The sequence below is a fragment of the Ralstonia pickettii genome (assembly GCF_030582395.1).
Classification (GTDB): Bacteria; Pseudomonadota; Gammaproteobacteria; order Burkholderiales; family Burkholderiaceae; genus Ralstonia; species Ralstonia pickettii_D.
Map to the genome: position 1 here is coordinate 361858 of NZ_CP104381.1, position 21221 is coordinate 383078.

A 21221-nucleotide genomic window follows, 5' to 3' on the forward strand; every position below is an offset into this window, starting at 1 on the left:
GGGCATTGGCGTCCACAAAACGGACGAGGCCGCAATGCCCGTTTGGCGGATCGCCCGGGCAAGAAAAAAGGCGCCCGAAGGCGCCTCGCGTGTCTTGCGTAATGTCAGCGCTTACTGACGCGCGTTGCGCAGGTTATCCGGCCACGGCGTGTTGAAGTTTGTGCGGAACGGGTTGATGTCCAGCCCGCCGCGCCGCGTGTAGCGCGCATAGACGGCCAGTTTGACCGGCCGGCACTGACGCAGGATGTCCGTAAAGATCCGCTCCACGCATTGCTCGTGGAACTCGTTGTGCTCGCGGAACGAGATCAGGTACTTGAGCAACCCTTCCTGATTGATCGGCGCGCCCACGTAGCGGATCTGCACGCTGCCCCAGTCCGGCTGACCCGTGACGAGGCAATTGGACTTCAGCAGGTGCGACACCAGCGTTTCTTCGACAGGGCTTTCTTCCTCATCGGCATGCAGCAGCTCGGGCGTGGGCTGGTAGATGTCCGTTTCGATGTCCAGGCGATCGAGCAGCAGGCCATCGAGTTCGCCCATGCGTTGCCGGGCAAACTCTTCGTGCGTGACGATGCGCACCTGCACCGGCGCTCCGCACGCTTCCGACAGATCGTGGTGGATCAACTGCTGCAGCGCTTCGTGCGACGCCACCTTCGTCTGGTTGAACGAATTCAGGTACAGCTTGAACGACTTCGATTCAACGATGTTGGGCGAATCCGCCGGCACGATCACAGTGCCCAGCGCCACCTGCGGCTTGCCCCGCAGGTTCAGCCACGACAGCTCGTACAGGTTCCAGAGGTCCACGCCGAAGAAGGGCAGCGGCGTGCCGGCCGCGAGGCCGATTTCGTCGCGCTTGCCCTGGCGCGGAATCGGAAACAGCAGGCTCGGGTCGTATTCCGTCTTGTAGGCGGACGTTTTGCCCAGCGGCGAATGTTCGGGTTGGTTGCTCATCACAAAAACAGACTGTAGACGGGGTTCTCGCTTTCGTCCCAATAGGTATAGCCCAGCGTGGCGAGGAACGCCTTGAACTCGCGTTTCTCGTTCTTCGGCACCTGGATGCCGACGAGGATGTTGCTCGAATCCGCGCCCTGGTTACGGTAGTGGAACAGGCTGATGTTCCAGTTCGGGCTCATGCTCGAGAGAAACTTCATCAGCGCGCCGGGCCGCTCGGGAAACTCGAAGCGATAGAGATGCTCGTTTTCCGCCAGGGGCGAGCGGCCGCCCACCATGTAGCGGATGTGCTGCTTGGCCAGTTCGTCGTTCGACAGGTCCAGCGTGGGGAAACCGTGCTTGCGGAAGTTCTCGGCAATCTTGTCGCCCTCTGCGCGCGATGCAATCTGCACGCCCACGAAGATATGCGCAGCGTCTTTGCTGGCAATGCGGTAGTTGAACTCCGTCACGTTGCGCGACCAGCCGACCAGTTCGCAGAAGCGCTTGAAGCTGCCGCGCTCTTCGGGAATCGTCACGGCAAACACGGCTTCGCGCGCCTCGCCCACTTCAGCGCGCTCGGCCACGAAGCGCAGGCGGTCGAAGTTCATGTTCGCACCACTGGCCACGGCTACCAGCGACTCGTTCTTCAGCTTGTGCGTCTCCGCATACTGCTTGAGCCCGGCCAGCGCCAGCGCGCCCGACGGCTCCAGCAGGCTGCGCGTGTCCTGGAACACGTCCTTGAGCGCCGCGCAGATGGCATCCGTATCCACGGTGATGATCTCGTCGACGAGTTCACGCGTGAGGCGGAACGTCTCCTTGCCGACCAGCTTGACCGCCGTGCCGTCCGCAAACAGGCCGACTTCCTTCAGTTCGACGCGCTTGCCGGCGGCCACCGAGCGCGCCATCGCGTCGGAATCCACGCTTTGCACACCGATGACCTTGACGTCCGGCCGTACGGCCTTCACGTAGGCCGCAATGCCCGAGATCAGCCCGCCCCCGCCGATCGAGCAAAAGATTGCATGGATCGGCTGTGGATGCTGGCGCAGGATTTCCATGGCGATCGTGCCTTGGCCGGCAATCACTTCCGGGTCGTCGAACGGGTGCACGAAGGTGTAGCCGTGTTTTTCCTGCAGCTGGGCGGCGTGGTTGTACGCGTCCGAATAGCTTTCACCGTGCAGCACGACCTCGACCCAATCGCCGCCGCGCGAGCGCACGCCGTCAATCTTCAGCTGCGGCGTCGTCACCGGCATGCAGATCACGGCCTTGCATTCCATGCGCGCCGCGCTGAACGCCACGCCCTGCGCGTGGTTGCCCGCCGATGCCGTGATTACCCCGCGCTTGCGCTCGGCCGGCGTGAGCGAGGCCATCTTGTTGTAGGCGCCGCGCAGCTTGAACGAGAACACCGGCTGGTCATCCTCGCGCTTGAGGTACACGCGGTTGCCGGTGCGCGCCGACAGGTTGGGCGCGAACTTCAGCTCGGTTTCGACCGCGACGTCATAGACCTTCGCAGTCAGGATTTTCTTGAGGTAATCGATGGCCATGGTGCGGACCGGGGTTGGACGTGAGCAGAGCCCGTAAGCCTATCACGCGGCGTCTTGCCCGCCTTGCCGGACTGGCGTGCCGGTCGGTACACTGCCCCGGCCGTGTCCGGGCGGGCGCGGCGCATCATCGGCGAGAGGCCTCCATGAACACCCCGTCGTCTTCCTCCCAGCCTTCCCGGCCCGCGCGCCGGGGCCGCACAGTCTGGTCCGGCACGCAGCACGTCATCGCCTACGGCATGCCGCCGCTGGGCTGGCGCGACGTTTACCACCACGCGCTGGAGGTCAACTGGCCGACCTTCTTCGCGCTGCTGGCGACGATGTTCCTGGCACTGAATGCAGTATTCGCAGGGCTGTATTCGCTGGGCGACGGCGCGATCGCAAACCAGTCGCCGCCAGGCTTTGTCGGGGCATTCTTCTTCAGTGTCGAGACGCTGGCCACGGTCGGTTACGGCGACATGCACCCGCAAACGCTCTACGCCCACGTCATCGCCACGCTGGAGATCTTTATCGGCATGTCCGGCATCGCCATGGCGACCGGGCTCGTCTTTGCGCGGTTCTCGCGCCCGCGCGCCAAGATCATGTTTGCCCGCAACGTTGTCGTACGGCCGCTCAACGGCAGATCCACGCTGATGCTGCGTGCCGCCAATGCCCGCCAGAACGTCATCGCAGAGGCCACCGCCCGGCTGCGCCTGATGCAGGACGAGGTCTCGCCGGAGGGCTACTCGATCTACAAGATCCACGACCTGAAGCTTGAGCGCAGCGAGCACCCGATCTTCCTGCTGGGCTGGGTGATGATGCACGTCATTGATGAAACCAGCCCGCTGCATGGCGCGACCGCGGAGTCGCTCGCCGCACGGGATGCCTTGCTGCTGCTCACCATCGAGGGCGCCGACGAGACCGCCGCGCAGACTGTGCAGGCGCGCTATTGCTGGCGGCACGACGAGATCCGCTGGAACTATCGCTATGCCGACCTGATTCACGACGAGGGCGGCGTCACATCGGTCGACTACGACAACTTCCACCTGATCCACCCGATCGAATCGCCCACCCACCCATCCTGAGCGTGCCTCACGCAACGCGGCGATCGGCCTGTGGGCGTTCCATGATCGCCGCAATGACATACGCTTCCGCAAGCGCGATGACGGCCCAGAAGCCGAGTTCGGCCAGCACCAGCACCAGCGGCTCGCCGAACAGATTGATCGGCGTGAAGAACTCGAAGAACAGGTACGACAACACGAAATTCAGCCCGGCAAGGCGCAGCGCACGCGGGGGGGCATTGGCCGGCCACGCCGGCGCCAACCAGCGATAGACGACCGCGTGGACCACCCCGAACAACAGCAAGCCCGCGATCATGGGCACGGGGTTGACGACGATCAGCGGCAGCGGCTCGATCTGTGTCCATACCGCAATCAGCTTGGGGCTTTGGATTGGCGCGGTGAGGAGAAAGCCGCCACCATTCCAGCCGAAGCCGATGAGTCGGAACGTCAGCAGCATGACGATGTTGAGGGTCAGGCCCCCGGCCAGTCCGGCTGTGAGCAGTCGGGTCATATGGCCTCCATGGTGTGGCGCGGGTGACATCGCGATCCAGGCAGTATAGGCAGCCGACTCACGCCTGCGGGCCGGTCCGGCGCGGGGCTCCGGCACAATACGCTTTTGTTCAGCATGGACGCGTCGTGGCCCTGAACCTCGTCTGGCTCGCTTTCTTTCTTGTTGCCTTCGTTACCGCATGTGTGCAGGTGCTGCAGGGCGACATGGAGGTTTTCTCCCGCATGCTGACCGGCATGTTCGATGCCGCCCGCACCGGCTTTGAAATCGCGATCGGCCTGACCGGCATGATGGCGCTCTGGCTGGGCATCATGCGCGTGGGCGAGCGCGCCGGCGTGGTGGATCTGTTCGCGCGTCTTGTAAACCCGCTGATGCGGCATCTGTTTCCCTCTGTGCCCGCCGGACATCCTGCCAACGGCGCGATGATGATGAACGTGTCGGCCAACGTGCTCGGGCTGGACAACGCCGCCACGCCGCTCGGCCTCCAAGCCATGCGCGAGCTGCAGCAGATCAATCCACAGCCGCAGCGCGCCAGCGATGCGCAGTTGATGTTCGTGGTCTTGAACACGGCGGGCGTGACGCTGGTGCCGACGTCCGTCATCGCCATCCGCCAGGCCATGGCGGTCAAGCAGGGCCTGGTCGGTTTCAATGCGGCAGACATTTTCCTGCCGACCTTGTTGTCCACGTTCATCGGCTTCTGCGCAGGCATTGCGGCGGTGGCGTGGTATCAGCGCATCAACCTGTTCAAGCCTGCGCTGCTTGCGTATTTCGGCGGCTTTGTCGCGACGATGGGGCTGCTTTTTGCGTGGCTGCGGCAGTTTCCGCCGCAGCAGATGGCGGCATGGATTGGCCTGATCGGCGCGGGCGCCATCCTCACCATCGTCGTGGCGTTCCTGGTCTGTGGGGCAATTCGTCGCATCAACGTGTACGAAACCTTCGTCGATGGCGCCAAGGATGGCTTCCAGGTGGCGATCGGCATCGTCCCGTATCTGGTGGCGGTGTTGGTGGGCATCGCCGTGTTTCGCGCAGCGGGCTGCATGGATTTTCTGATGCAGGGGCTTTCTGCGCTGTTCACGCACGTGGGCATCGATACGCGCTTTGTGCCGGCGCTGCCGGTGGGACTGATGAAGACGTTGTCGGGCGCAGGCGCGCGCGGCCTGATGGTCGATGTGATGACCACTTACGGCGTCGATTCCTTCCAGGGCAAGCTGGCCGCCATCATCCAGGGTTCGACCGAGACCACGTTTTACGTGCTGGCCGTGTATTTCGGCAGCGTTGGCATCAAGGACACGCGCTACGCGCTGGCGTGTGGCCTGTGGGCGGACTTGATCGGGCTGATTGGCGCCGTGCTTGTCGCCTACCTGTTCTTCGCCTGAGGGGCTAGGGCCGCCCCCAAGCGACGCCGCGGCCGCCCGCCCTCTACAATCGACCGCATGGAACAGTGGATCGACACGCTTTTTGCCACGCTCGCCCTGCCCAAGGTCGGGCTGCCCGCCGTCTTCGTCGTCAGTTTCATTTCGGCGACACTCTTGCCGCTCGGTTCCGAGCCTGCGGTTTTTGCGTACATCAAGCTCAATCCGGACATGTTTTGGCCGGCCATCGTGGTGGCCACGCTCGGCAATACGCTGGGGGGCGTGGTCGATTGGTGGATGGGTTACGCGGCCAAGCTGGCGCTAGTGCGCTATCACCTGGCGCGCCGCCGCCGGCAGCACAACGTCGAGCACGCCCAGCACGTGCCGCACCCCAAGCGCCATCGCGAGCCTCCGCTCGACAAGAAATACTTCCGCTGGATGCGCCGCATCGGGCCGGTGTCGCTGCTCGTATCGTGGCTGCCGGGCATCGGCGACCCGCTCTGTACGCTGGCCGGCTGGCTACGCCTGAAGTTCTGGCCCAGCGTCATGTACATGGCCATCGGCAAATTCCTGCGCTATCTGGCGATGACCGCGGCCCTCATGACCCTGCCCGACGGCTTCTGGCATGGCATCTTCGGGTGGATCAAGTCCGTGATGATGTGACGTTTGCGTGGCGTTTGGCGCACCCTGACGCCCCTGCGCTTTTCGCAAGCCATTGAAAACGTGACGGTTTTCCCGCCCATATCGGTCGCAGGGATACCGTTGTTGCAACGCATCAACTGCGTGCGTTGCAGTACAATCGCCCTTTAAAGACCGCGCGGCTCAAGCCCTCTTTGCCGCGACCTCCTCCCCAGCGGCACGCCATGAATGCCCCACTTCTGATCGACGCCAAACTCACGGCGCAGGACGCTGCGCCCCGGCTGCGCGAGATTCCCTACAACTACACCTCGTTCTCGGATCGGGAAATCGTCATCCGTCTGCTGGGCGAGTCTGCGTGGCAGATCCTGGACGAACTGCGCGCTGAGCGCCGCACCGGCCGATCGGCACGCATGCTGTACGAAGTGCTGGGCGACATCTGGGTGGTGCGCCGCAACCCGTATCTGCAGGACGACCTGCTCGACAACCCGAAGCGCCGGCAGATGCTGATCGACGCACTCAATCACCGCCTGGCGGAGATCGAGAAGCGCCGCGTGGCCGACCACGATTCGCATCACGACCCCGTGGGCGACGAGCGCGCCAGCAAGGTGCAGCAACTCGTCGTGCATGCCCGCCGTGCCGTCAAGGCGTTCCAGGAAGAATTCGCCCAGGTGTACGACCTGCGCCGCCGCGCCCAGAAAGTGCTCGGCCGCGTCACCGCGAAGGACAACATCAAGTTCGACGGCCTGTCGCGCGTGTCGCACGTGACAGACGCCACCGACTGGCGTGTCGAATATCCGTTCGTCGTGCTCACGCCCGATACGGAAGAAGAGATTGCCGGCATCGTGAAGGGCTGCTTCGAGCTGGGCCTGACCATCATCCCGCGCGGAGGCGGCACCGGCTATACCGGCGGCGCCGTGCCGCTCACGCCGTTCTCGGCGGTCATCAATACCGAAAAGCTGGAACGCCTGGATGCGGTCGAGATGACCGACCTGCCGGGCGTTGACCACCCTGTGGCGACCATCTATTCGGGCGCCGGCGTGGTGACGCGACGCGTGGCCGATGCGGCGGAAAAGGCCGGCCTCGTCTTCGCCGTGGACCCGACCTCGATCGACGCGTCGTGCATCGGCGGCAACGTCGCCATGAACGCGGGCGGCAAAAAGGCGGTGCTGTGGGGCACCGCGCTGGATAACCTCGCCTGGTGGCGCTTGGTCGACCCGGACGGCAACTGGCTCGAAGTCACGCGCCTCAATCACAACCTGGGCAAGATCCACGATGCGCCGGTCGTCACCTTCGAGCTGAAGTGGTTCGACGGCAATGCGCCGGTCGGCGCCAAGCTGCTGCGCACCGAGACCCTGACCATCGAAGGCCGCAAGTTCCGCAAGGAAGGCCTCGGCAAGGACGTCACCGACAAGTTCCTGGCCGGCCTGCCCGGCGTGCAGAAGGAAGGCTGCGACGGCATCATCACCAGCGCGCGCTGGATTCTGCACCGCATGCCCAAGTCGATCCGCACCGTGTGCCTGGAGTTCTTCGGCCAGGCACGCGACGCGATCCCCAGCATCGTCGAGATCAAGGATTACCTCGACGCCGAAACCAAGAAGCCCGGCGGCGCGATCCTCGCGGGCCTGGAACACCTTGATGAGCGCTACCTGCGCGCGGTCGGCTACGCCACCAAGAGCAAGCGCAACGCGTTTCCGAAGATGGTGCTGATCGGTGACATCGTCGGGGATGACGATGACGCCGTGGCGCGCGCCACCTCGGAAGTGATCCGCCTGGCCAACGGCAAGAGCGGCGAGGGCTTCGTGGCCGTGAGCCCCGAAGCGCGCAAGAAATTCTGGCTGGACCGCTCGCGCACAGCCGCGATCGCCAAGCACACCAACGCCTTCAAGATCAACGAAGACGTGGTGATCCCGCTCAATCGCATGGGCGAGTACACCGACGGCATCGAGCGCATCAACATCGAACTGTCGATCAAGAGCAAGCTCAAGCTGACCGACGCGCTGCTCGATTTCTTTGCCGGCAGCAACCTGCCGCTGGGCCGCACCGACGACGCCAACGAAATCCCCAGCGCTGAACTGCTGGAAGACCGCGTGCAACAGGCGCAGCAACTGCTGCGTGCCACGCGCGCACGTTGGCAATATCTGCTGGACCATCTCGACACGCCGGTCACCACGGCGCGCGCGAGCCTCATCGGCCTCGGCCTGGGCTACCTTGCGCAGACCATCGACGACCGTCTGGTGAACCAGCCCGACGCGAACCTGTTCCACCTGCTGCAGGATCGGACGATCCGCGTGTCGTGGAAGGCGGAGATTCGCGCCGAGCTGCGCAAGATCTTCAACGGCGGCGAGTTCAAGCCGATCCTCGACGAGGCCCAGGCGATCCACAAGAAGGTGCTGCGCGGCCGTGTGTTCGTGGCGCTGCACATGCACGCCGGCGACGGCAACGTGCACACCAACATCCCCGTCAACTCGGATGATTACGACATGCTGCAGGACGCCCACAAGGCGGTGGCCCGCATCATGACGCTGGCGCGTTCGCTGGACGGCGTGATTTCAGGCGAGCACGGCATCGGCATCACCAAGCTGGAATTCCTGACCGACGAAGAGATCGCCGACTTTGCTGCCTACAAGCGCCGCGTCGACCCGAACGGCCGCTTCAACAAGGGCAAGCTGCTGCGCGACATCAATGACCCGCAAGGCCTGGCCGCCGACCTTCGCAACGCCTACACGCCGTCGTTCGGCCTGATGGGGCACGAGTCGATCATCATGCAGCAGAGCGACATCGGCGCCATCTCGGAGTCGATCAAGGACTGCTTGCGCTGCGGCAAGTGCAAGCCGGTGTGTGCCACGCACGTGCCGCGCGCCAACCTGCTGTACAGCCCGCGCAACAAGATCCTGGCCACGTCGCTGCTCATCGAGGCCTTCCTGTACGAAGAACAGACGCGCCGCGGCGTATCGGTCAAGCACTGGGAAGAGTTTGCCGACGTGGGCGATCACTGCACGGTCTGCCACAAGTGCGTGACGCCGTGCCCGGTCAAGATCGACTTCGGCGATGTGTCGATGAACATGCGCAACCTCCTGCGCAAGATGGGGCAGAAGAAGTTCAACCCCGGCACCGCAGCGGCGATGTTCTACCTGAACGCGACCAACCCCGAGACCATCAACCTCACGCGCAAGGTGATGTTCGACTGGGGTTACAAGGCGCAGCGTCTGGGCAACGACATCCTGAAGAAGTTCGCCAAGAAGCAGACCGCTCATCCCCCGGCAACGGTGGGCAGGCCGCCGGTGCGCGAGCAGGTGATTCACTTCATCAACAAGAAGATGCCGGGCAACCTGCCCAAGAAGACCGCGCGTGCGTTGCTGGACATCGAAGACAACGAGATCGTCCCGATCATCCGCAACCCGAAGGCGACCACGCCCGATAGCGAAGCGGTGTTCTACTTCCCGGGCTGCGGCTCGGAGCGGCTGTTCTCGCAGGTGGGTCTCGCTACACAGGCAATGCTGTGGCACGCCGGCGTGCAAACGGTGCTGCCGCCGGGCTACCTGTGCTGCGGCTACCCCCAGCGCGGCACGGGCCAGTTCGACAAGGCCGAGAAGATCGTCACCGACAACCGCGTGCTGTTCCATCGCGTGGCCAACACGCTCAACTACCTCGACATCAAGACGGTGGTGGTGAGCTGCGGGACCTGCTACGACCAGCTCGCGGGGTACGAATTCGACAAGATCTTCCCGGGCTGCCGCATCATCGACATTCACGAATACCTGCTGGAGAAGGGCGTGAAGATCGACGGTGTGCAGGGTACGCGGTACATGTACCACGACCCTTGCCACACCCCGATCAAGACGATGGACCCGACCAAGCTGGTCAACCAGCTGATGGGCGGCAACATCGGCGCGGACGGCCAGACCCGCGCAATCGAGAAGAACGACCGCTGCTGCGGCGAGTCCGGGACGCTGGCGATCTCGCGCCCGGACATCTCCACGCAGGTCCGCTTCCGCAAGGAAGAGGAGATGCAGAAAGGTGCCGACAAGCTGCGCAGCCTTGGTCAGACCAGCGGCCAGGGCGGCGAGGCGTTCAACGGCGACGTGAAGATTCTCACGAGCTGCCCGGCATGTCTGCAGGGCTTGTCGCGCTACACCGAAGACGTTTCGGTACAGGCCGACTACATCGTGGTCGAGATGGCGCGTCACGTGCTCGGCGAGACCTGGCTGCAGGACTATGTGGCGCAGGCCAACGCCGGCGGCATCGAGCGGGTTCTGGTGTGACGTCTGCGACGACCGGCGAGCGCGCGCCCGGCTGCGCCCTGTGCGAGGCGGACGGCGGCGAGCCCGTCTGGCGTAATGCCAAGGCACGGGTGGTCCTGGTCGAGCACGCGCGCTTCCCCGGCTTCTGCCGCGTCATCTGGAACGATCACGTGGCCGAACAGACCGACTTGTCCGACGCAGATCGCCACTGGCTGATGGACGTCGTCAGCCGGGTCGAGCGCGTGCTGCGGGCCGAACTGGCGCCCGACAAGATCAACCTCGCCAGCTTCGGCAATTTCGTGCCGCATCTGCATTGGCACGTCATTCCGCGCTATCGTTGGGACACGCATTTTCCAGAGGCCGTCTGGGGCCCCGAGCAGCGCGCCCCTGATACCGCGCGCATGGCCGAGATCACGGCCAAGTTGCCGGCGTTGTCGTACGCGCTGCACGCGGCGCTGGCCGACGCTTGAGATCTGTTGACGGTAGGCTGCCTAGCGCCTGGTAACGCATCGCCCCGTCGTGCGCGGAACCCCCGTGGCGCGCACGACGTCTGATTCTCTTTCTGTTGCGCCAACGCCCTCGCCATGACGACACCGCGCACCGCCGCCACGCCAGATTCCCACAAGGATTCCATCTCCGAGTTGACCGTTCACCATGGACGGCTGAACCTCTCGGAGACCTGGCACCTGATCCGCCCATACTGGTTTTCGGAAGACCGCCACAAGGCCTGGGGGCTGCTTGCATTGGTGGTCGCCCTGAACCTGTTTCTGGTCTACATGAACGTGCTGTTCACGGACTGGAACCGGCTTTTCTACAATGCGCTCGAGCAGAAGAACTACGGCGAATTCTGGACGCAGCTGGGCCGCTTTTCCTGGATTGCCGCGTTGCTGATCTTTGGCTCGATCATGCGTTTGTATTACTCGATGATGCTGCAGATGCGATGGCGGACGTGGATCACCGGTAGCTTCCTCGACGACTGGCTCAGCAAGCAGGCGTTCTACCGCCTGGAGCAGACGCACAGCGCCGACAACCCCGACCAACGGATCGCCGACGACCTGCGCAACTTCACCGATGCGACGCTCACCTTGGCGCTGGGTTTCCTGAATTCCGCTGTCACGCTGGTGTCGTTCTTCGGCATCCTGTGGGCGGTGTCGGGGCCGCTGGCGTTCAGCCTGGGCGGCCACGACTTCGTGATTCCCGGCTACATGGTGTGGTTTGCGCTGCTGTACTCGATCGTGGGCTCGGTCATCATCCACTTCGTGGGGCGGCCGCTGATCGGGCTGTCGTTCCAGCAGGAGCGTTACGAGGCGTACTTCCGTTTTCTGCTCGTGCGCGTGCGCGAGAACAGCGAGAGCATCGCCCTGTACCGCGGCGAGCCGACCGAAAAAGCCATCCTGCGCGGCCGTTTCGAACGCATCCGCACCAACTGGAACCAGTTGATGGAGTACACACGGCGCCTGACCTTTGCCAGTTCCGGCTATGCACAGTTCGCCATCATCTTTCCGTTTCTGGTGTCGGCGCCGCGCTACTTTGGCGGCACGCTCACGCTGGGCGGAATGATGCAGGTTGCCACCGCGTTCGGGCAGGTGCAGGACGCGATGTCGTGGTTTGTCACGAACTACCGCACGCTCGTCACCTGGAAAGCTTCCACCAACCGTCTGATTGAATTCCAGCGCGCCATCCGCGCCGCCGAGCGCGAAGAAGAGCGCCGCGCCGGCGTGCGGGATGTCGAGGTCGAAGCCGCCGCCGTACCCGCCATCGAAGCCCGCGGCCTCGCACTGAACCTGCCGAACCGCAAGCCCGAAGACTTGCTGGTCGAACCCTTCGACATGACGCTCGCGCGCGGTGAGCGTGTGCTCATCAACGGCCCGTCGGGCTGCGGCAAAAGCACGCTGGTGCGCGCCGTGGCCGGCATCTGGCCGTACGGCAGCGGTCGCATCGAGGTGCCGGACGATGCTCGCGTGCTGTTCCTGCCACAGCGCAGCTACCTGCCGTCGGGCACGCTGGCCGATGCGCTGTCGTATCCGGATTTGGCCACCCAGTACACCGCTGAGCGTCTGACCCAGGTGCTGAACGCATGCCGGTTGCCGACACTGGTCAATCTGCTGGACGAGGTCAGCAACTGGAGCCTGCGCCTGTCGCCTGGCGAGCAGCAGCGCCTGGCTTTTGCTCGTGCGTTGCTGCAACGCCCCGATTACCTCTTCCTCGACGAGGCCACCAGCGCACTCGACGAAGACACCGAGGCGTTCATGTACAGCCTGATGCTCGAATCGATGCCCGATGTGACGATTGTCAGCGTGGCGCACCGCAGCACCGTGGCACGTTTCCATCATCGCCGCCTGCGCTACGTCCCCGAGGGCAATCCGTTGACTGCGGTAAGCTATCGGGTGGTGGAAGAACCCGCGCACATGGCGCTGGCGGCTTCCTGAAGCACCGTTTTCCGACTCGACGAGACGTTTTTCATGGCCGGACTTTCCGCCGACACCCCACACCCGACCGGTATTACCGTCCACACGCAATCGCGCGTGCTGGAAATTGCCTTCGCCGATGGCAAGCAGTTCAGCCTGCCTTTCGAATACTTGCGCGTGCTGTCGCCGTCGGCAGAAGTGCAGGGGCATGGGCCCGGACAGGAGGTTCTGCAGACCGGCAAGCGCGAGGTGGGCATCGTCGGCGTGGAACCGGTCGGCAATTACGCGATCCGGCCACTGTTCTCCGACGGTCACGATTCCGGCATCTACGATTGGGCTTATCTGTACCGCCTCGGCGTCGAACACGACGCACTCTGGCAAGCGTATCTCGATCGTCTGGCCGCCGCCGGTGTCGACCGTGACGCCCCGATGGCAGCCAACGCCGGCCACGCCTGTGGTCACAGCCACTGATTCCCGATTCACTTTGCGGCGCCGTTGCGCTGCGTCCGTATCCCTTTCTGTCATGAGCCAAACCCACTTCGGATTCCAGCAGGTCGATGAGCAGGAAAAGGCCGGCAAGGTTGCCGGCGTGTTCCATTCCGTCGCGAGCAAGTACGACGTGATGAACGACCTGATGTCCGGCGGCCTGCACCGCGTGTGGAAAATGTTCACCATTGCCCAGGCAGCAGTGCGGCCTGGCTACAAGGTGCTCGATATCGCTGGCGGCACGGGTGATCTGGCGAAGGCCTTCGCGCGCCAGGCAGGTCCGACCGGCGAGGTCTGGCTGACCGACATCAACGAGTCGATGCTGCGCGTCGGCCGTGACCGGCTGCTCGATGCTGGCGTGCTCACCCCCACCGCCCTGTGCGACGCCGAGCACATTCCCTTTCCGAATGCTTACTTCGATGTGGTGACAGTGGCATTCGGCTTGCGCAACATGACGCACAAGGATCGCGCGCTTGCTGAAATGCGCCGTGTGGTGAAGCCGGGCGGCAAAGTCATGGTGTTGGAGTTTTCCAAGGTGTGGCAGCCGCTGGAGAAGGCCTATGACCTGTACTCGTTCAAGGTACTGCCCTGGTTGGGCAGCAAAGTGGCGGGCGACCCCGAGAGCTACCGCTACCTGGCCGAGTCCATCCGCATGCATCCGGATCAGGAAACGCTCAAGCAGATGATGGAACAGGCCGGATTCGACTCGGTCGAATATTTCAATCTGACAGCGGGTGTCGTGGCTCTGCACGTCGGCCGTCGCCTTTAAGTGTGCCGTCGTTCCACCGGATGGGCGATGTAGCGCGTTGCGGCGATATGCCACGATCCTTCCCATTGAATTTCGGCGTTGACGTCTTCATCTAGTGGCGTCACTGCCACTGGAGAGAAGACAGCGATGAGTTTGCATTGGGGTGGAAAATTGATGGCGGGCGCGCTGGTCGCGACGCTCGCACTGGGCACGGCAATCGATGCCAACGCCAAGCGCATGGGTGGCAGCCGCAGCATCGGCAAGCAGTCGTCCACCGTGACGCAACGCCAACAGACGCCGCCGGCCACAACGCCTTCGCCGACACAGCAGGCCGCACCGGCTGCGCAACCTTCGCCGGCCGCTCCGGCCCCGACCGCACCGGCGGCAAAGCCCGGACGTAACTGGGGCGGCATGCTCGGTGGCCTGGCAGCCGGTCTGGGTATTGGATACCTGCTGTCGAAGTTTGGTCTCGGGGCGGGCCTCGCCTCGTTGCTATCGAACCTGATCCTGATTGCGCTCGTCGCCTTCGTGGTGATGTGGATCATTCGCAAGGTGCGTGGCAGCCGTCCGCAAGGTCCCGCCTACGCGACGGGCGGCCCCTCCTTGGGTGGCGACCGCGAGCCGTACGTGCCGCAACCTGCAGCGCCGGCTCCGCAGGCGCCTACGCCGGCGGCCTCCTCGCTCAACACCGGCAATGCGTCGGGTTTGGGCGCTGGCGCCGCAACCGCAGCACAGTCGTGGAACCTGGGCGGTCCGGCCGCCTCGACCGCGCAGGCTGTCAACGCTCAACCGGCTGCAGCCGCGCCGCAGCAGCCGTGGGGCGTGCCGGCAGATTTCGACACGCAAGCCTTCCTGCGCAACGCCAAGGTGTACTTCATCCGCCTGCAGGCCGCTTGGGATGCGGGCAATCTCAACGACATCCGCGAGTTCACCACGCCCGAGATGTTCGCCGAGATCAAGATGGACCTGGCTGACCGCGGCACTTCGCCCAACAAGACCGACGTGGTCTCGGTTGAAGCCGAAATGCTGGGTATCGAAACTCAGGCCGCCGAATACCTCGCGAGCGTGCGCTTCTCGGGCATGATCCGCGAAGAAGCCAACGCGCCCGCACAGCCGTTTGCTGAGGTGTGGAATCTGACCAAGCCGACGCAGGGTGCGGGGGGGTGGGTCTTGGCGGGCATTCAGCAGTTGCAATGATGCTGTAACAACTCGAAGCGCCGCAAAACGGTCGTTTCAACATTCCCCGTAAAATAGGGCCCGACCTTCTGGTTCGGGCCTTTTTGCTGCCCGCCGCGAGCCCGCTTCTTGCTGCTTTCCTGCTGTTTTTGCGCACCATCACCGCATGTCCTCGACAGCCACTTCGTCTCCGTTTCCGCTTGTGCTGATGCAGCCGCTGCTGCTCGCGCTCAACCATCTGCTGCGCCAGGAGCCCTGGGCGCAGGAGACGCTGCAGCCGTTCGCGGGCCGCGTCGCACGCTTTGATCTGGCGCCCCTGTCGATGACGTTGCAGGTGGACGCCGCCGGCCTGGTGACGGCTCCCGAGCCTGATGTCGAACCGGCGGTGACGGTTGTCGTGCCGCTCGCGGCCGCTGCAGCCGACTACGCCGCAGGCGGGCAGGCCGCCGTGCTCAAGCACGTGCGCATCGAGGGCGAAGCCGAGTTTGCCAACGTGCTGTCGACGCTGCTGCGCAACCTGCGCTGGGATGCGGCGGAAGATCTTTCGCGCGTGTTTGGCGATGTCATCGCGCAGCGCATGGTGAGCGGCGCGCAGGCTGCCCGTACCGAAGCCACGCGCGTGGGCCGTTCGCTGGCGGAATCGGTGGCGTCTTACCTGACTGATGAGCAACCGACGCTCGTGCGCCACGCGCGCCTTGCGCACTTCGCCGCCGACGTGGCGGCGCTGCGAGATGCCGAGGCGCGTCTGGTCAAGCGGCTGGAGCGGCTCGAAAAACTTCCACGACCGGCCACCCGGATCGCACGTCAGGGTGAATCGGCATGACGCGCTTCTTCCGGTTGGGCAAGATTGTTTTCGTCATTCTCTATTACGGGCTGGATCAGCTGGCGTTGTCGGGCTTCAAGAGCCGCCGCATTCGCGCGCTGGTCTGGTTGCTGACGCTGGGCCGCAAGCCGAAGCTGCCCCGCGGCGAGCGCCTGCGCCTGGCGCTGGAGCAGCTTGGGCCCATCTTCGTGAAGTTCGGGCAGGTGCTGTCGACGCGGCGCGATCTGCTGCCGCCAGATGTGGCCGACGAACTCGCCAAGCTGCAGGATCGTGTGCCGCCGTTCGACCCGAAGGTGGCCGCCGCCATCGTGGAGAAATCGCTCGGCAAGCCGCTCTCGGCGCTGTTCCATCGTTTCGATCATCACCCCGTGGCGAGCGCGTCGATTGCCCAGGTGCATTTCGCCACATTGCGCGGCGGCCCCTTCGATGGTCGCGAGGTGGCGGTCAAGGTCCTGCGCCCGGGCATGCTGCCGGTGATCGACAGCGACCTCGCGCTGATGCGGGATCTCGCGACCTGGATGGAAAAGCTGTGGGCCGACGCCAAGCGCCTGAAGCCGCGCGAGGTGGTCGCCGAATTCGACAAGTACCTGCACGACGAGCTGGACCTGATGCGCGAGGCGGCCAACGCCAGTCAGCTGCGCCGCAATTTTGCCAAGTCCGACCTGCTGTTGGTGCCCGAGGTTTTCTGGGATTGGTGCACGTCCGAAGTGTTTGTGATGGAGCGCATGCACGGCATGCGGATATCGCACACGGAAGAGCTGCGTGCGGCCGGCGTCGACATGCACAAGCTCGCGCGCGACGGCGTGGAGATTTTCTTCACGCAGGTCTTCCGCGATGGCTTTTTCCACGCCGACATGCACCCCGGCAACATTCTCGTGAGCGTGGCGCCTGAGACGCTGGGCCGCTACATCGCGCTGGACTTCGGCATCGTCGGGGCGCTGTCGGAGTTCGACAAGAACTACCTCGCGCAGAACTTCCTGGCGTTTTTCCAGCGCGACTACCACCGCGTAGCGGTGTTGCATATCGAGTCCGGCTGGGCGCCGGAAGAAACACGCGTGGAAGAGCTGGAAGGTGCCATTCGCGCCTGCTGCGAGCCGTATTTCGATCGGCCGCTGGGCGAGATCTCGCTGGGTCTGGTGTTGATGCGGCTGTTCCAGACTTCGCGCCGCTTCAATGTGGAAGTCCAGCCGCAGCTTGTGCTGCTCCAGAAGACGCTGCTGAACGTCGAAGGGCTGGGCCGCCAGCTCGATCCGGATCTGGACTTGTGGAAGACGGCCAAGCCGTTCCTCGAACGCTGGATGCACGAGCAGATCGGCTGGCGCGGTTTTGTCGAGCGGCTGAAGGTCGAGGCGCCGCAATGGGCCAACAAGCTGCCGGACTTCCCGCGCCTGGTGCATCAGATTCTGGATCGCCACTCCCGGGAAGATGGAAACGCGCAGACCGCCGCGCTCACCGCGCTGCTTGCCGAGCAAAAGCGTACCAACCGGCTGCTGTCCGCCGCGCTGCTGTTCGTCGGCGGCTTCGCGGTCGGCATCATTGCGACGCATGTGCTGGCCTGGATGTCCCGCTACTGACCCGTGTTGAACTCTTGAGCGCCATGGCCGAACCGCCCGTCTTCCAATCCCGTGACGCAGCCGATCCCGCCTTCTGGGACGAACGTTTCACGCGTGAGCACACTCCGTGGGACGCGGCCGGTGTGCCCGCCGCCTTCCGGCAATTCTGCGAAGCGCAGCCTGCGCCGCTTTCCACATTGATCCCCGGATGCGGGAACGCCTACGAAGCCGGCTGGCTGGCCGAGCGTGGCTGGCCCGTCACGGCCATCGACTTTGCGCCGAGCGCCGTGGCATCGGCCAAGGCTGTGTTGGGCCCGCACGCCGACGTGGTGGAACTGGCGGATTTCTTCGGCTTTTCGCCGGCTCGCTCGGTGCAATGGATTTATGAACGCGCTTTCCTGTGCGCGATGCCGCGGCGCCTCTGGTCCGACTACGCCGTCCGCGTGGCGAAACTGCTTCCGCCTGGCGGATTGCTGGCCGGTTTCTTTGCCGTGGTGGAAGGCCGTGAAGCGGTGTTGAAGGGGCCGCCGTTCGAGATTACGCAATCCGAGCTGGATGGGCTGCTGCTGCCTGCGTTCGAGCGCGTCAGCGATATGCCTATCGCCGAGGCCGATTCCATTCCCGTGTTCGCTGGGCGCGAGCGCTGGCAAGTCTGGCGCCGCCGCGCCGATTGACCCGTCGTCCGGGCCAGTGTTGGTGCGAAGCAACATGGGCCATGGTCAGCGAAAAGCCTGCCCGCGCCCGTTGCGGGCCGTCGCACAAAAAACTGGCAAACGGGGCGGCATTCGTGGTCGCACCGATGCCCCGCCGCGCGGTCCCATCGCTATAATCCGGCCACTTTGCCCGGCGCCCAGCGGCCCCAAGCCGGGACGCCCTGGGGTCTTCCCGCTTCTTTCCGCGCTGCCATGCTGATCTGGTTTGTCATTGTTTACTGGGTGATTTCGGTCGGGATCGGCCTCTGGGCGGCGCTGCGCGTGCGCAATACCGCCGATTTCGCCGTGGCTGGCCGCAGCCTGCCGTTCTACGTCGTGACCGCCACGGTGTTCGCCACCTGGTTTGGCTCCGAGGCGGTGCTCGGGATTCCCGCAGAATTTCTCAAGGACGGCCTGCACGGTGTGGTGGCCGATCCGTTCGGTTCGTCGTTGTGCCTGGTGTTGGTGGGTCTGTTCTTCGCCAAGCCGCTGTACCGGATGAACCTGCTCACCATTGGTGACTTCTATCGCAACCGCTTCGGCCGCGTCGCAGAAACGCTGACCACCCTGTGCATCGTCGTGTCGTACCTGGGCTGGGTGGCAGCGCAGATCAAGGCGCTGGGGCTGGTGTTCTACACCGTGTCTGACGGCGCGGTTTCGCAAGACCTCGGGATGATGATCGGCGCGGGCAGCGTCCTCGTCTACACGCTGTTCGGCGGCATGTGGTCGGTGGCGGTGACCGACTTCATCCAGATGATCATCATCGTGATCGGCATGCTGTACATCGGCTGGGAAGTGTCGGGTCAGGCCGGTGGCGTCGGCACGGTGGTGGCGCACGCGGCGGCTTCGGGCAAGTTTTCGTTCTGGCCGGCGTTCAATCCGATCGAAATCATCGGCTTCGTGACGGCGTGGATCACCATGATGCTCGGCTCGATCCCGCAGCAGGACGTGTTCCAGCGGGTGACGTCGTCGCGCACCGAGCGCATCGCCGGCACAGCTTCGGTGCTGGGCGGCGTGCTGTACTTCATGTTCGCGTTCGTGCCGATGTTCCTGGCGTATTCCGCCACGCTTATCGACCCGCAGATGGTGGCAAAGTACATCGATACCGATTCGCAGATGATCTTGCCGAACCTGGTGCTGCAGCATGCGCCGATCTTTGCGCAGGTGATGTTCTTCGGCGCGCTGCTTTCGGCTATCAAGAGCTGCGCCAGCGCGACGCTGCTCGCGCCGTCCGTGACGTTTGCCGAAAACGTGCTGCGCCCGTTGTTGCCGAACATGGACGACAAGCGCTTCCTGCGCGTCATGCAGGCCGTGGTGCTGACCTTCACGGTGCTGGTGACGCTGTTTGCGCTGAACTCGCACCTGTCGATCTTCCACATGGTCGAAAGTGCTTACAAGGTAACGTTGGTGGCTGCCTTCGTGCCGCTGGCCTTTGGCCTGTTCTGGAAGCGCGCGACGAAGCAGGGCGGTCTGCTGGCGATTACCCTGGGCCTCGCGGCATGGATCTGGTGCGAAGTGTTCCTGCCCAATGCGATGCTTCCGCCACAATTGGTTGGCCTCCTGGCCAGCTTCGGTGCAATGGTCGCTGGCTCGCTCGGGCCGCAATGGATCGCGAACCGTGCGCCAACGACCAAGGCCGCCACACAAGCCTGAGCGTGTTGTCGCGTGCGTGCGCGGTGTGCCACTTTGTCGCACGTCGCCTTCGCCCGCGCCGAATCTGCGGTCTGGAATTCCCTCAAAAGGGTTTATAATTCAAGGCTTTGCGCGCCAGCACTTGTATGGCGTGCAGTTGCCCCAATCTTGCGTAAGCCCGTGCGTGTGCGTTAGTTCCCGCATCGCGTCCCTGGTGTGCGCGGGCAATCCAATCGCTTTCTTGTCATTTGTTTGCTCCTGGGTGAGGACACCATGCCGATCTATGCTTATCGATGCGACGCCTGCGGCCACGCCAAAGATGTGCTGCAGAAGATGAGCGACGCTCCGCTGACGGATTGCCCCGCATGCGGCGCGCCGGCGTTCAAGAAGCAGCTCACCGCTGCAGGCTTCCAGCTCAAGGGATCGGGTTGGTACGTGACGGACTTCCGCGGCGGTTCCGGTGGTGCATCGGCTGCCGCAGGTGGCAGCGGTACGGCGGCCCAGACGGATGCCGCAGCGCCGACCGCCGCCGCACCGGCTGCCTCGTCGGACAGCGTGTCGTCCAGTGCCAGCGCGCCGGCTGCGTCCGGTGGCTGCGGCACGTCCTGCGCTTGCCACTGATTGCATCGCTTACCTTTTGGTCCATCGCCCATGAAACAGAAAACCAGCGCACTCAAGACATGGTTCCTGACCGGTCTTCTGGTGCTTGTCCCGCTCGCGATCACGCTGTGGGTGCTGTCGCTCATCATCGGCACGATGGACCAGAGCCTGGCGCTGCTGCCGTCGGCATGGCAGCCGGATCAGCTGTTCGGGCGGCGCATTCCTGGCGTAGGCGCGATTCTCACGCTGGCGTTCATCCTGATCGTGGGCGTGCTGGCGCACAACTTCATCGGCCAGAAGCTGGTGCTCTGGTGGGAAGCGCTTGTCGGCCGCATTCCCGTGGTCGGCCCGATCTATTCGAGCGTGAAGCAGGTGTCGGACACGCTGCTGTCGTCCAACGGCAATGCATTCCGCAAGGCGCTGCTGGTGCAGTACCCGCGTGAGGGCTCCTGGACGATCGCCTTCCTGACCGGCCGCCCCGGTGGTGATGTCGAGAACCACCTGCAGGGCGAGTACGTCAGCGTTTACGTGCCGACCACGCCCAACCCGACGTCGGGCTTCTTCCTCATGATGCCCAAGGCCGACACCATCGAGCTGGACATGACGGTGGACGCGGCGCTCAAGTACATCGTGTCGATGGGTGTGGTGGCGCCTGAAGCGCTGCCGCGCCGCATGGACCCGCCCGATGCCTCTCAACAGACGGAGGACCGGTCGCCGGCTCAAGGGCCGCGCGACTCTTCGAATCCGACCGCGCTGCCTGCAGAAGGCGGCGCCATCGCGGCACCCTGAGCCGGCGACAGAACGAAGTCGAATCGACGCAGGCTCCCCAATCAACTTTCACGCGCGACGCTGTAGTGG

The 21221-nt window shown here is 64.2% G+C and carries 18 protein-coding genes; 15 read left to right on the forward strand and 3 right to left on the reverse strand.

Features of this window, described 5'->3' with window-relative positions; all coding sequences use genetic code 11:
• Positions 1-111: 111 nt before the first annotated feature.
• The gene (gene queF / locus N5B55_RS01720) at positions 112-948 is read right to left on the reverse strand and encodes an NADPH-dependent 7-cyano-7-deazaguanine reductase QueF (RefSeq protein WP_065859097.1); all 837 of its coding nucleotides are present in this window, start codon (positions 946-948) and stop codon (positions 112-114) included.
• Complete coding sequence (gene ilvA / locus N5B55_RS01725; RefSeq protein ID WP_065859099.1) at positions 948-2468, reverse strand: threonine ammonia-lyase, biosynthetic; 1521 nt, start codon at positions 2466-2468, stop codon at positions 948-950. Before ilvA ends, queF begins: the two co-directional genes overlap by 1 nt.
• A gap of 143 nt (positions 2469-2611) precedes the next feature.
• On the opposite strand from ilvA, the gene N5B55_RS01730 reads away from it, so the two are divergent.
• Positions 2612-3529 carry an ion channel gene (locus N5B55_RS01730; protein WP_304538942.1) on the forward strand — a complete coding sequence of 306 codons (918 nt, stop codon included), beginning with the start codon at positions 2612-2614 and terminating at the stop codon, positions 3527-3529.
• A gap of 7 nt (positions 3530-3536) precedes the next feature.
• On the opposite strand, the gene N5B55_RS01735 is transcribed toward N5B55_RS01730, so the two are convergent.
• On the reverse strand, positions 3537-4016 hold the full coding sequence (locus tag N5B55_RS01735) for a hypothetical protein (RefSeq protein WP_304538943.1): 480 nt from the start codon (positions 4014-4016) through the stop codon (positions 3537-3539).
• A 125-nt stretch (positions 4017-4141) separates the two neighbouring features.
• On the opposite strand from N5B55_RS01735, the gene N5B55_RS01740 reads away from it, so the two are divergent.
• The 14 genes from N5B55_RS01740 to N5B55_RS01805 all read left to right on the forward strand — a co-directional run bounded on the left by N5B55_RS01740 (position 4142) and on the right by N5B55_RS01805 (position 21152).
• Positions 4142-5389: a nucleoside recognition domain-containing protein gene (locus N5B55_RS01740; protein WP_304538945.1), complete on the forward strand. Its 1248-nt coding sequence runs from the start codon at positions 4142-4144 to the stop codon at positions 5387-5389.
• 57 nt (positions 5390-5446) lie between these two features.
• Complete coding sequence (locus tag N5B55_RS01745; protein ID WP_065859107.1) at positions 5447-6028, forward strand: YqaA family protein; 582 nt, start codon at positions 5447-5449, stop codon at positions 6026-6028.
• Between the two features lie 200 nt (positions 6029-6228).
• The gene (locus N5B55_RS01750) at positions 6229-10266 is read left to right on the forward strand and encodes an FAD/FMN-binding oxidoreductase (protein ID WP_304538946.1); all 4038 of its coding nucleotides are present in this window, start codon (positions 6229-6231) and stop codon (positions 10264-10266) included.
• Positions 10263-10715, forward strand: coding sequence for an HIT family protein (locus tag N5B55_RS01755; RefSeq protein ID WP_304538947.1), 453 nt, complete (start codon positions 10263-10265; stop codon positions 10713-10715). Before N5B55_RS01750 ends, N5B55_RS01755 begins: the two co-directional genes overlap by 4 nt.
• A 114-nt stretch (positions 10716-10829) precedes the next feature.
• A complete protein-coding gene (locus tag N5B55_RS01760; RefSeq protein WP_304538948.1) occupies positions 10830-12674 on the forward strand; it encodes an ABC transporter ATP-binding protein/permease in 1845 nt (614 codons plus the stop codon).
• 33 nt (positions 12675-12707) lie between these two features.
• A complete protein-coding gene (locus N5B55_RS01765; RefSeq protein ID WP_178959287.1) occupies positions 12708-13124 on the forward strand; it encodes a gamma-butyrobetaine hydroxylase-like domain-containing protein in 417 nt (138 codons plus the stop codon).
• Positions 13125-13176: 52 nt separating this feature from the next.
• The gene (ubiE, locus tag N5B55_RS01770) at positions 13177-13908 is read left to right on the forward strand and encodes a bifunctional demethylmenaquinone methyltransferase/2-methoxy-6-polyprenyl-1,4-benzoquinol methylase UbiE (protein ID WP_065859117.1); all 732 of its coding nucleotides are present in this window, start codon (positions 13177-13179) and stop codon (positions 13906-13908) included.
• Positions 13909-14034: 126 nt separating this feature from the next.
• Complete coding sequence (locus N5B55_RS01775) at positions 14035-15084, forward strand: Tim44 domain-containing protein (protein WP_175402390.1); 1050 nt, start codon at positions 14035-14037, stop codon at positions 15082-15084.
• A 145-nt stretch (positions 15085-15229) separates the two neighbouring features.
• Positions 15230-15886, forward strand: a complete 657-nt coding sequence (locus N5B55_RS01780; protein ID WP_304538950.1) for a ubiquinone biosynthesis accessory factor UbiJ — start codon at positions 15230-15232, stop codon at positions 15884-15886.
• Positions 15883-17460, forward strand: coding sequence for a ubiquinone biosynthesis regulatory protein kinase UbiB (gene ubiB / locus N5B55_RS01785; protein ID WP_065859123.1), 1578 nt, complete (start codon positions 15883-15885; stop codon positions 17458-17460). The genes N5B55_RS01780 and ubiB overlap by 4 nt, the downstream gene beginning before the upstream one ends.
• 23 nt (positions 17461-17483) lie before the next feature.
• Entirely contained in the window at positions 17484-18113 is a 630-nt protein-coding gene (locus N5B55_RS01790; RefSeq protein WP_304538951.1) for a methyltransferase domain-containing protein, read from the forward strand.
• Between the two features lie 231 nt (positions 18114-18344).
• Positions 18345-19784 (forward strand): sodium:solute symporter family protein, encoded by a 1440-nt coding sequence (locus N5B55_RS01795; protein WP_178959291.1) that lies wholly within the window; start codon positions 18345-18347, stop codon positions 19782-19784.
• A 252-nt stretch (positions 19785-20036) separates the two neighbouring features.
• On the forward strand, positions 20037-20384 hold the full coding sequence (locus tag N5B55_RS01800; protein WP_154206322.1) for an FmdB family zinc ribbon protein: 348 nt from the start codon (positions 20037-20039) through the stop codon (positions 20382-20384).
• Positions 20385-20414: 30 nt separating this feature from the next.
• On the forward strand, positions 20415-21152 hold the full coding sequence (locus N5B55_RS01805) for a DUF502 domain-containing protein (protein WP_304538952.1): 738 nt from the start codon (positions 20415-20417) through the stop codon (positions 21150-21152).
• Positions 21153-21221 lie beyond the last annotated feature (69 nt).

What these genes read in the sequence shown, in the direction of transcription:
- queF (WP_065859097.1), bottom strand. Translation starts at nt 948, where the DNA reads ATGAGCAACCAACCCGAACATTCGCCGCTGGGCAAAACGTCCGCCTAC.
- ilvA (WP_065859099.1), bottom strand. Translation starts at nt 2,468, where the DNA reads ATGGCCATCGATTACCTCAAGAAAATCCTGACTGCGAAGGTCTATGAC.
- N5B55_RS01730 (WP_304538942.1), top strand. Translation starts at nt 2,612, where the DNA reads ATGAACACCCCGTCGTCTTCCTCCCAGCCTTCCCGGCCCGCGCGCCGG.
- N5B55_RS01735 (WP_304538943.1), bottom strand. Translation starts at nt 4,016, where the DNA reads ATGACCCGACTGCTCACAGCCGGACTGGCCGGGGGCCTGACCCTCAAC.
- N5B55_RS01745 (WP_065859107.1), top strand. Translation starts at nt 5,447, where the DNA reads ATGGAACAGTGGATCGACACGCTTTTTGCCACGCTCGCCCTGCCCAAG.
- N5B55_RS01750 (WP_304538946.1), top strand. Translation starts at nt 6,229, where the DNA reads ATGAATGCCCCACTTCTGATCGACGCCAAACTCACGGCGCAGGACGCT.
- N5B55_RS01760 (WP_304538948.1), top strand. Translation starts at nt 10,830, where the DNA reads ATGACGACACCGCGCACCGCCGCCACGCCAGATTCCCACAAGGATTCC.
- N5B55_RS01765 (WP_178959287.1), top strand. Translation starts at nt 12,708, where the DNA reads ATGGCCGGACTTTCCGCCGACACCCCACACCCGACCGGTATTACCGTC.
- ubiE (WP_065859117.1), top strand. Translation starts at nt 13,177, where the DNA reads ATGAGCCAAACCCACTTCGGATTCCAGCAGGTCGATGAGCAGGAAAAG.
- N5B55_RS01775 (WP_175402390.1), top strand. Translation starts at nt 14,035, where the DNA reads ATGAGTTTGCATTGGGGTGGAAAATTGATGGCGGGCGCGCTGGTCGCG.
- N5B55_RS01780 (WP_304538950.1), top strand. Translation starts at nt 15,230, where the DNA reads ATGTCCTCGACAGCCACTTCGTCTCCGTTTCCGCTTGTGCTGATGCAG.
- ubiB (WP_065859123.1), top strand. Translation starts at nt 15,883, where the DNA reads ATGACGCGCTTCTTCCGGTTGGGCAAGATTGTTTTCGTCATTCTCTAT.
- N5B55_RS01790 (WP_304538951.1), top strand. Translation starts at nt 17,484, where the DNA reads ATGGCCGAACCGCCCGTCTTCCAATCCCGTGACGCAGCCGATCCCGCC.
- N5B55_RS01795 (WP_178959291.1), top strand. Translation starts at nt 18,345, where the DNA reads ATGCTGATCTGGTTTGTCATTGTTTACTGGGTGATTTCGGTCGGGATC.
- N5B55_RS01800 (WP_154206322.1), top strand. Translation starts at nt 20,037, where the DNA reads ATGCCGATCTATGCTTATCGATGCGACGCCTGCGGCCACGCCAAAGAT.
- N5B55_RS01805 (WP_304538952.1), top strand. Translation starts at nt 20,415, where the DNA reads ATGAAACAGAAAACCAGCGCACTCAAGACATGGTTCCTGACCGGTCTT.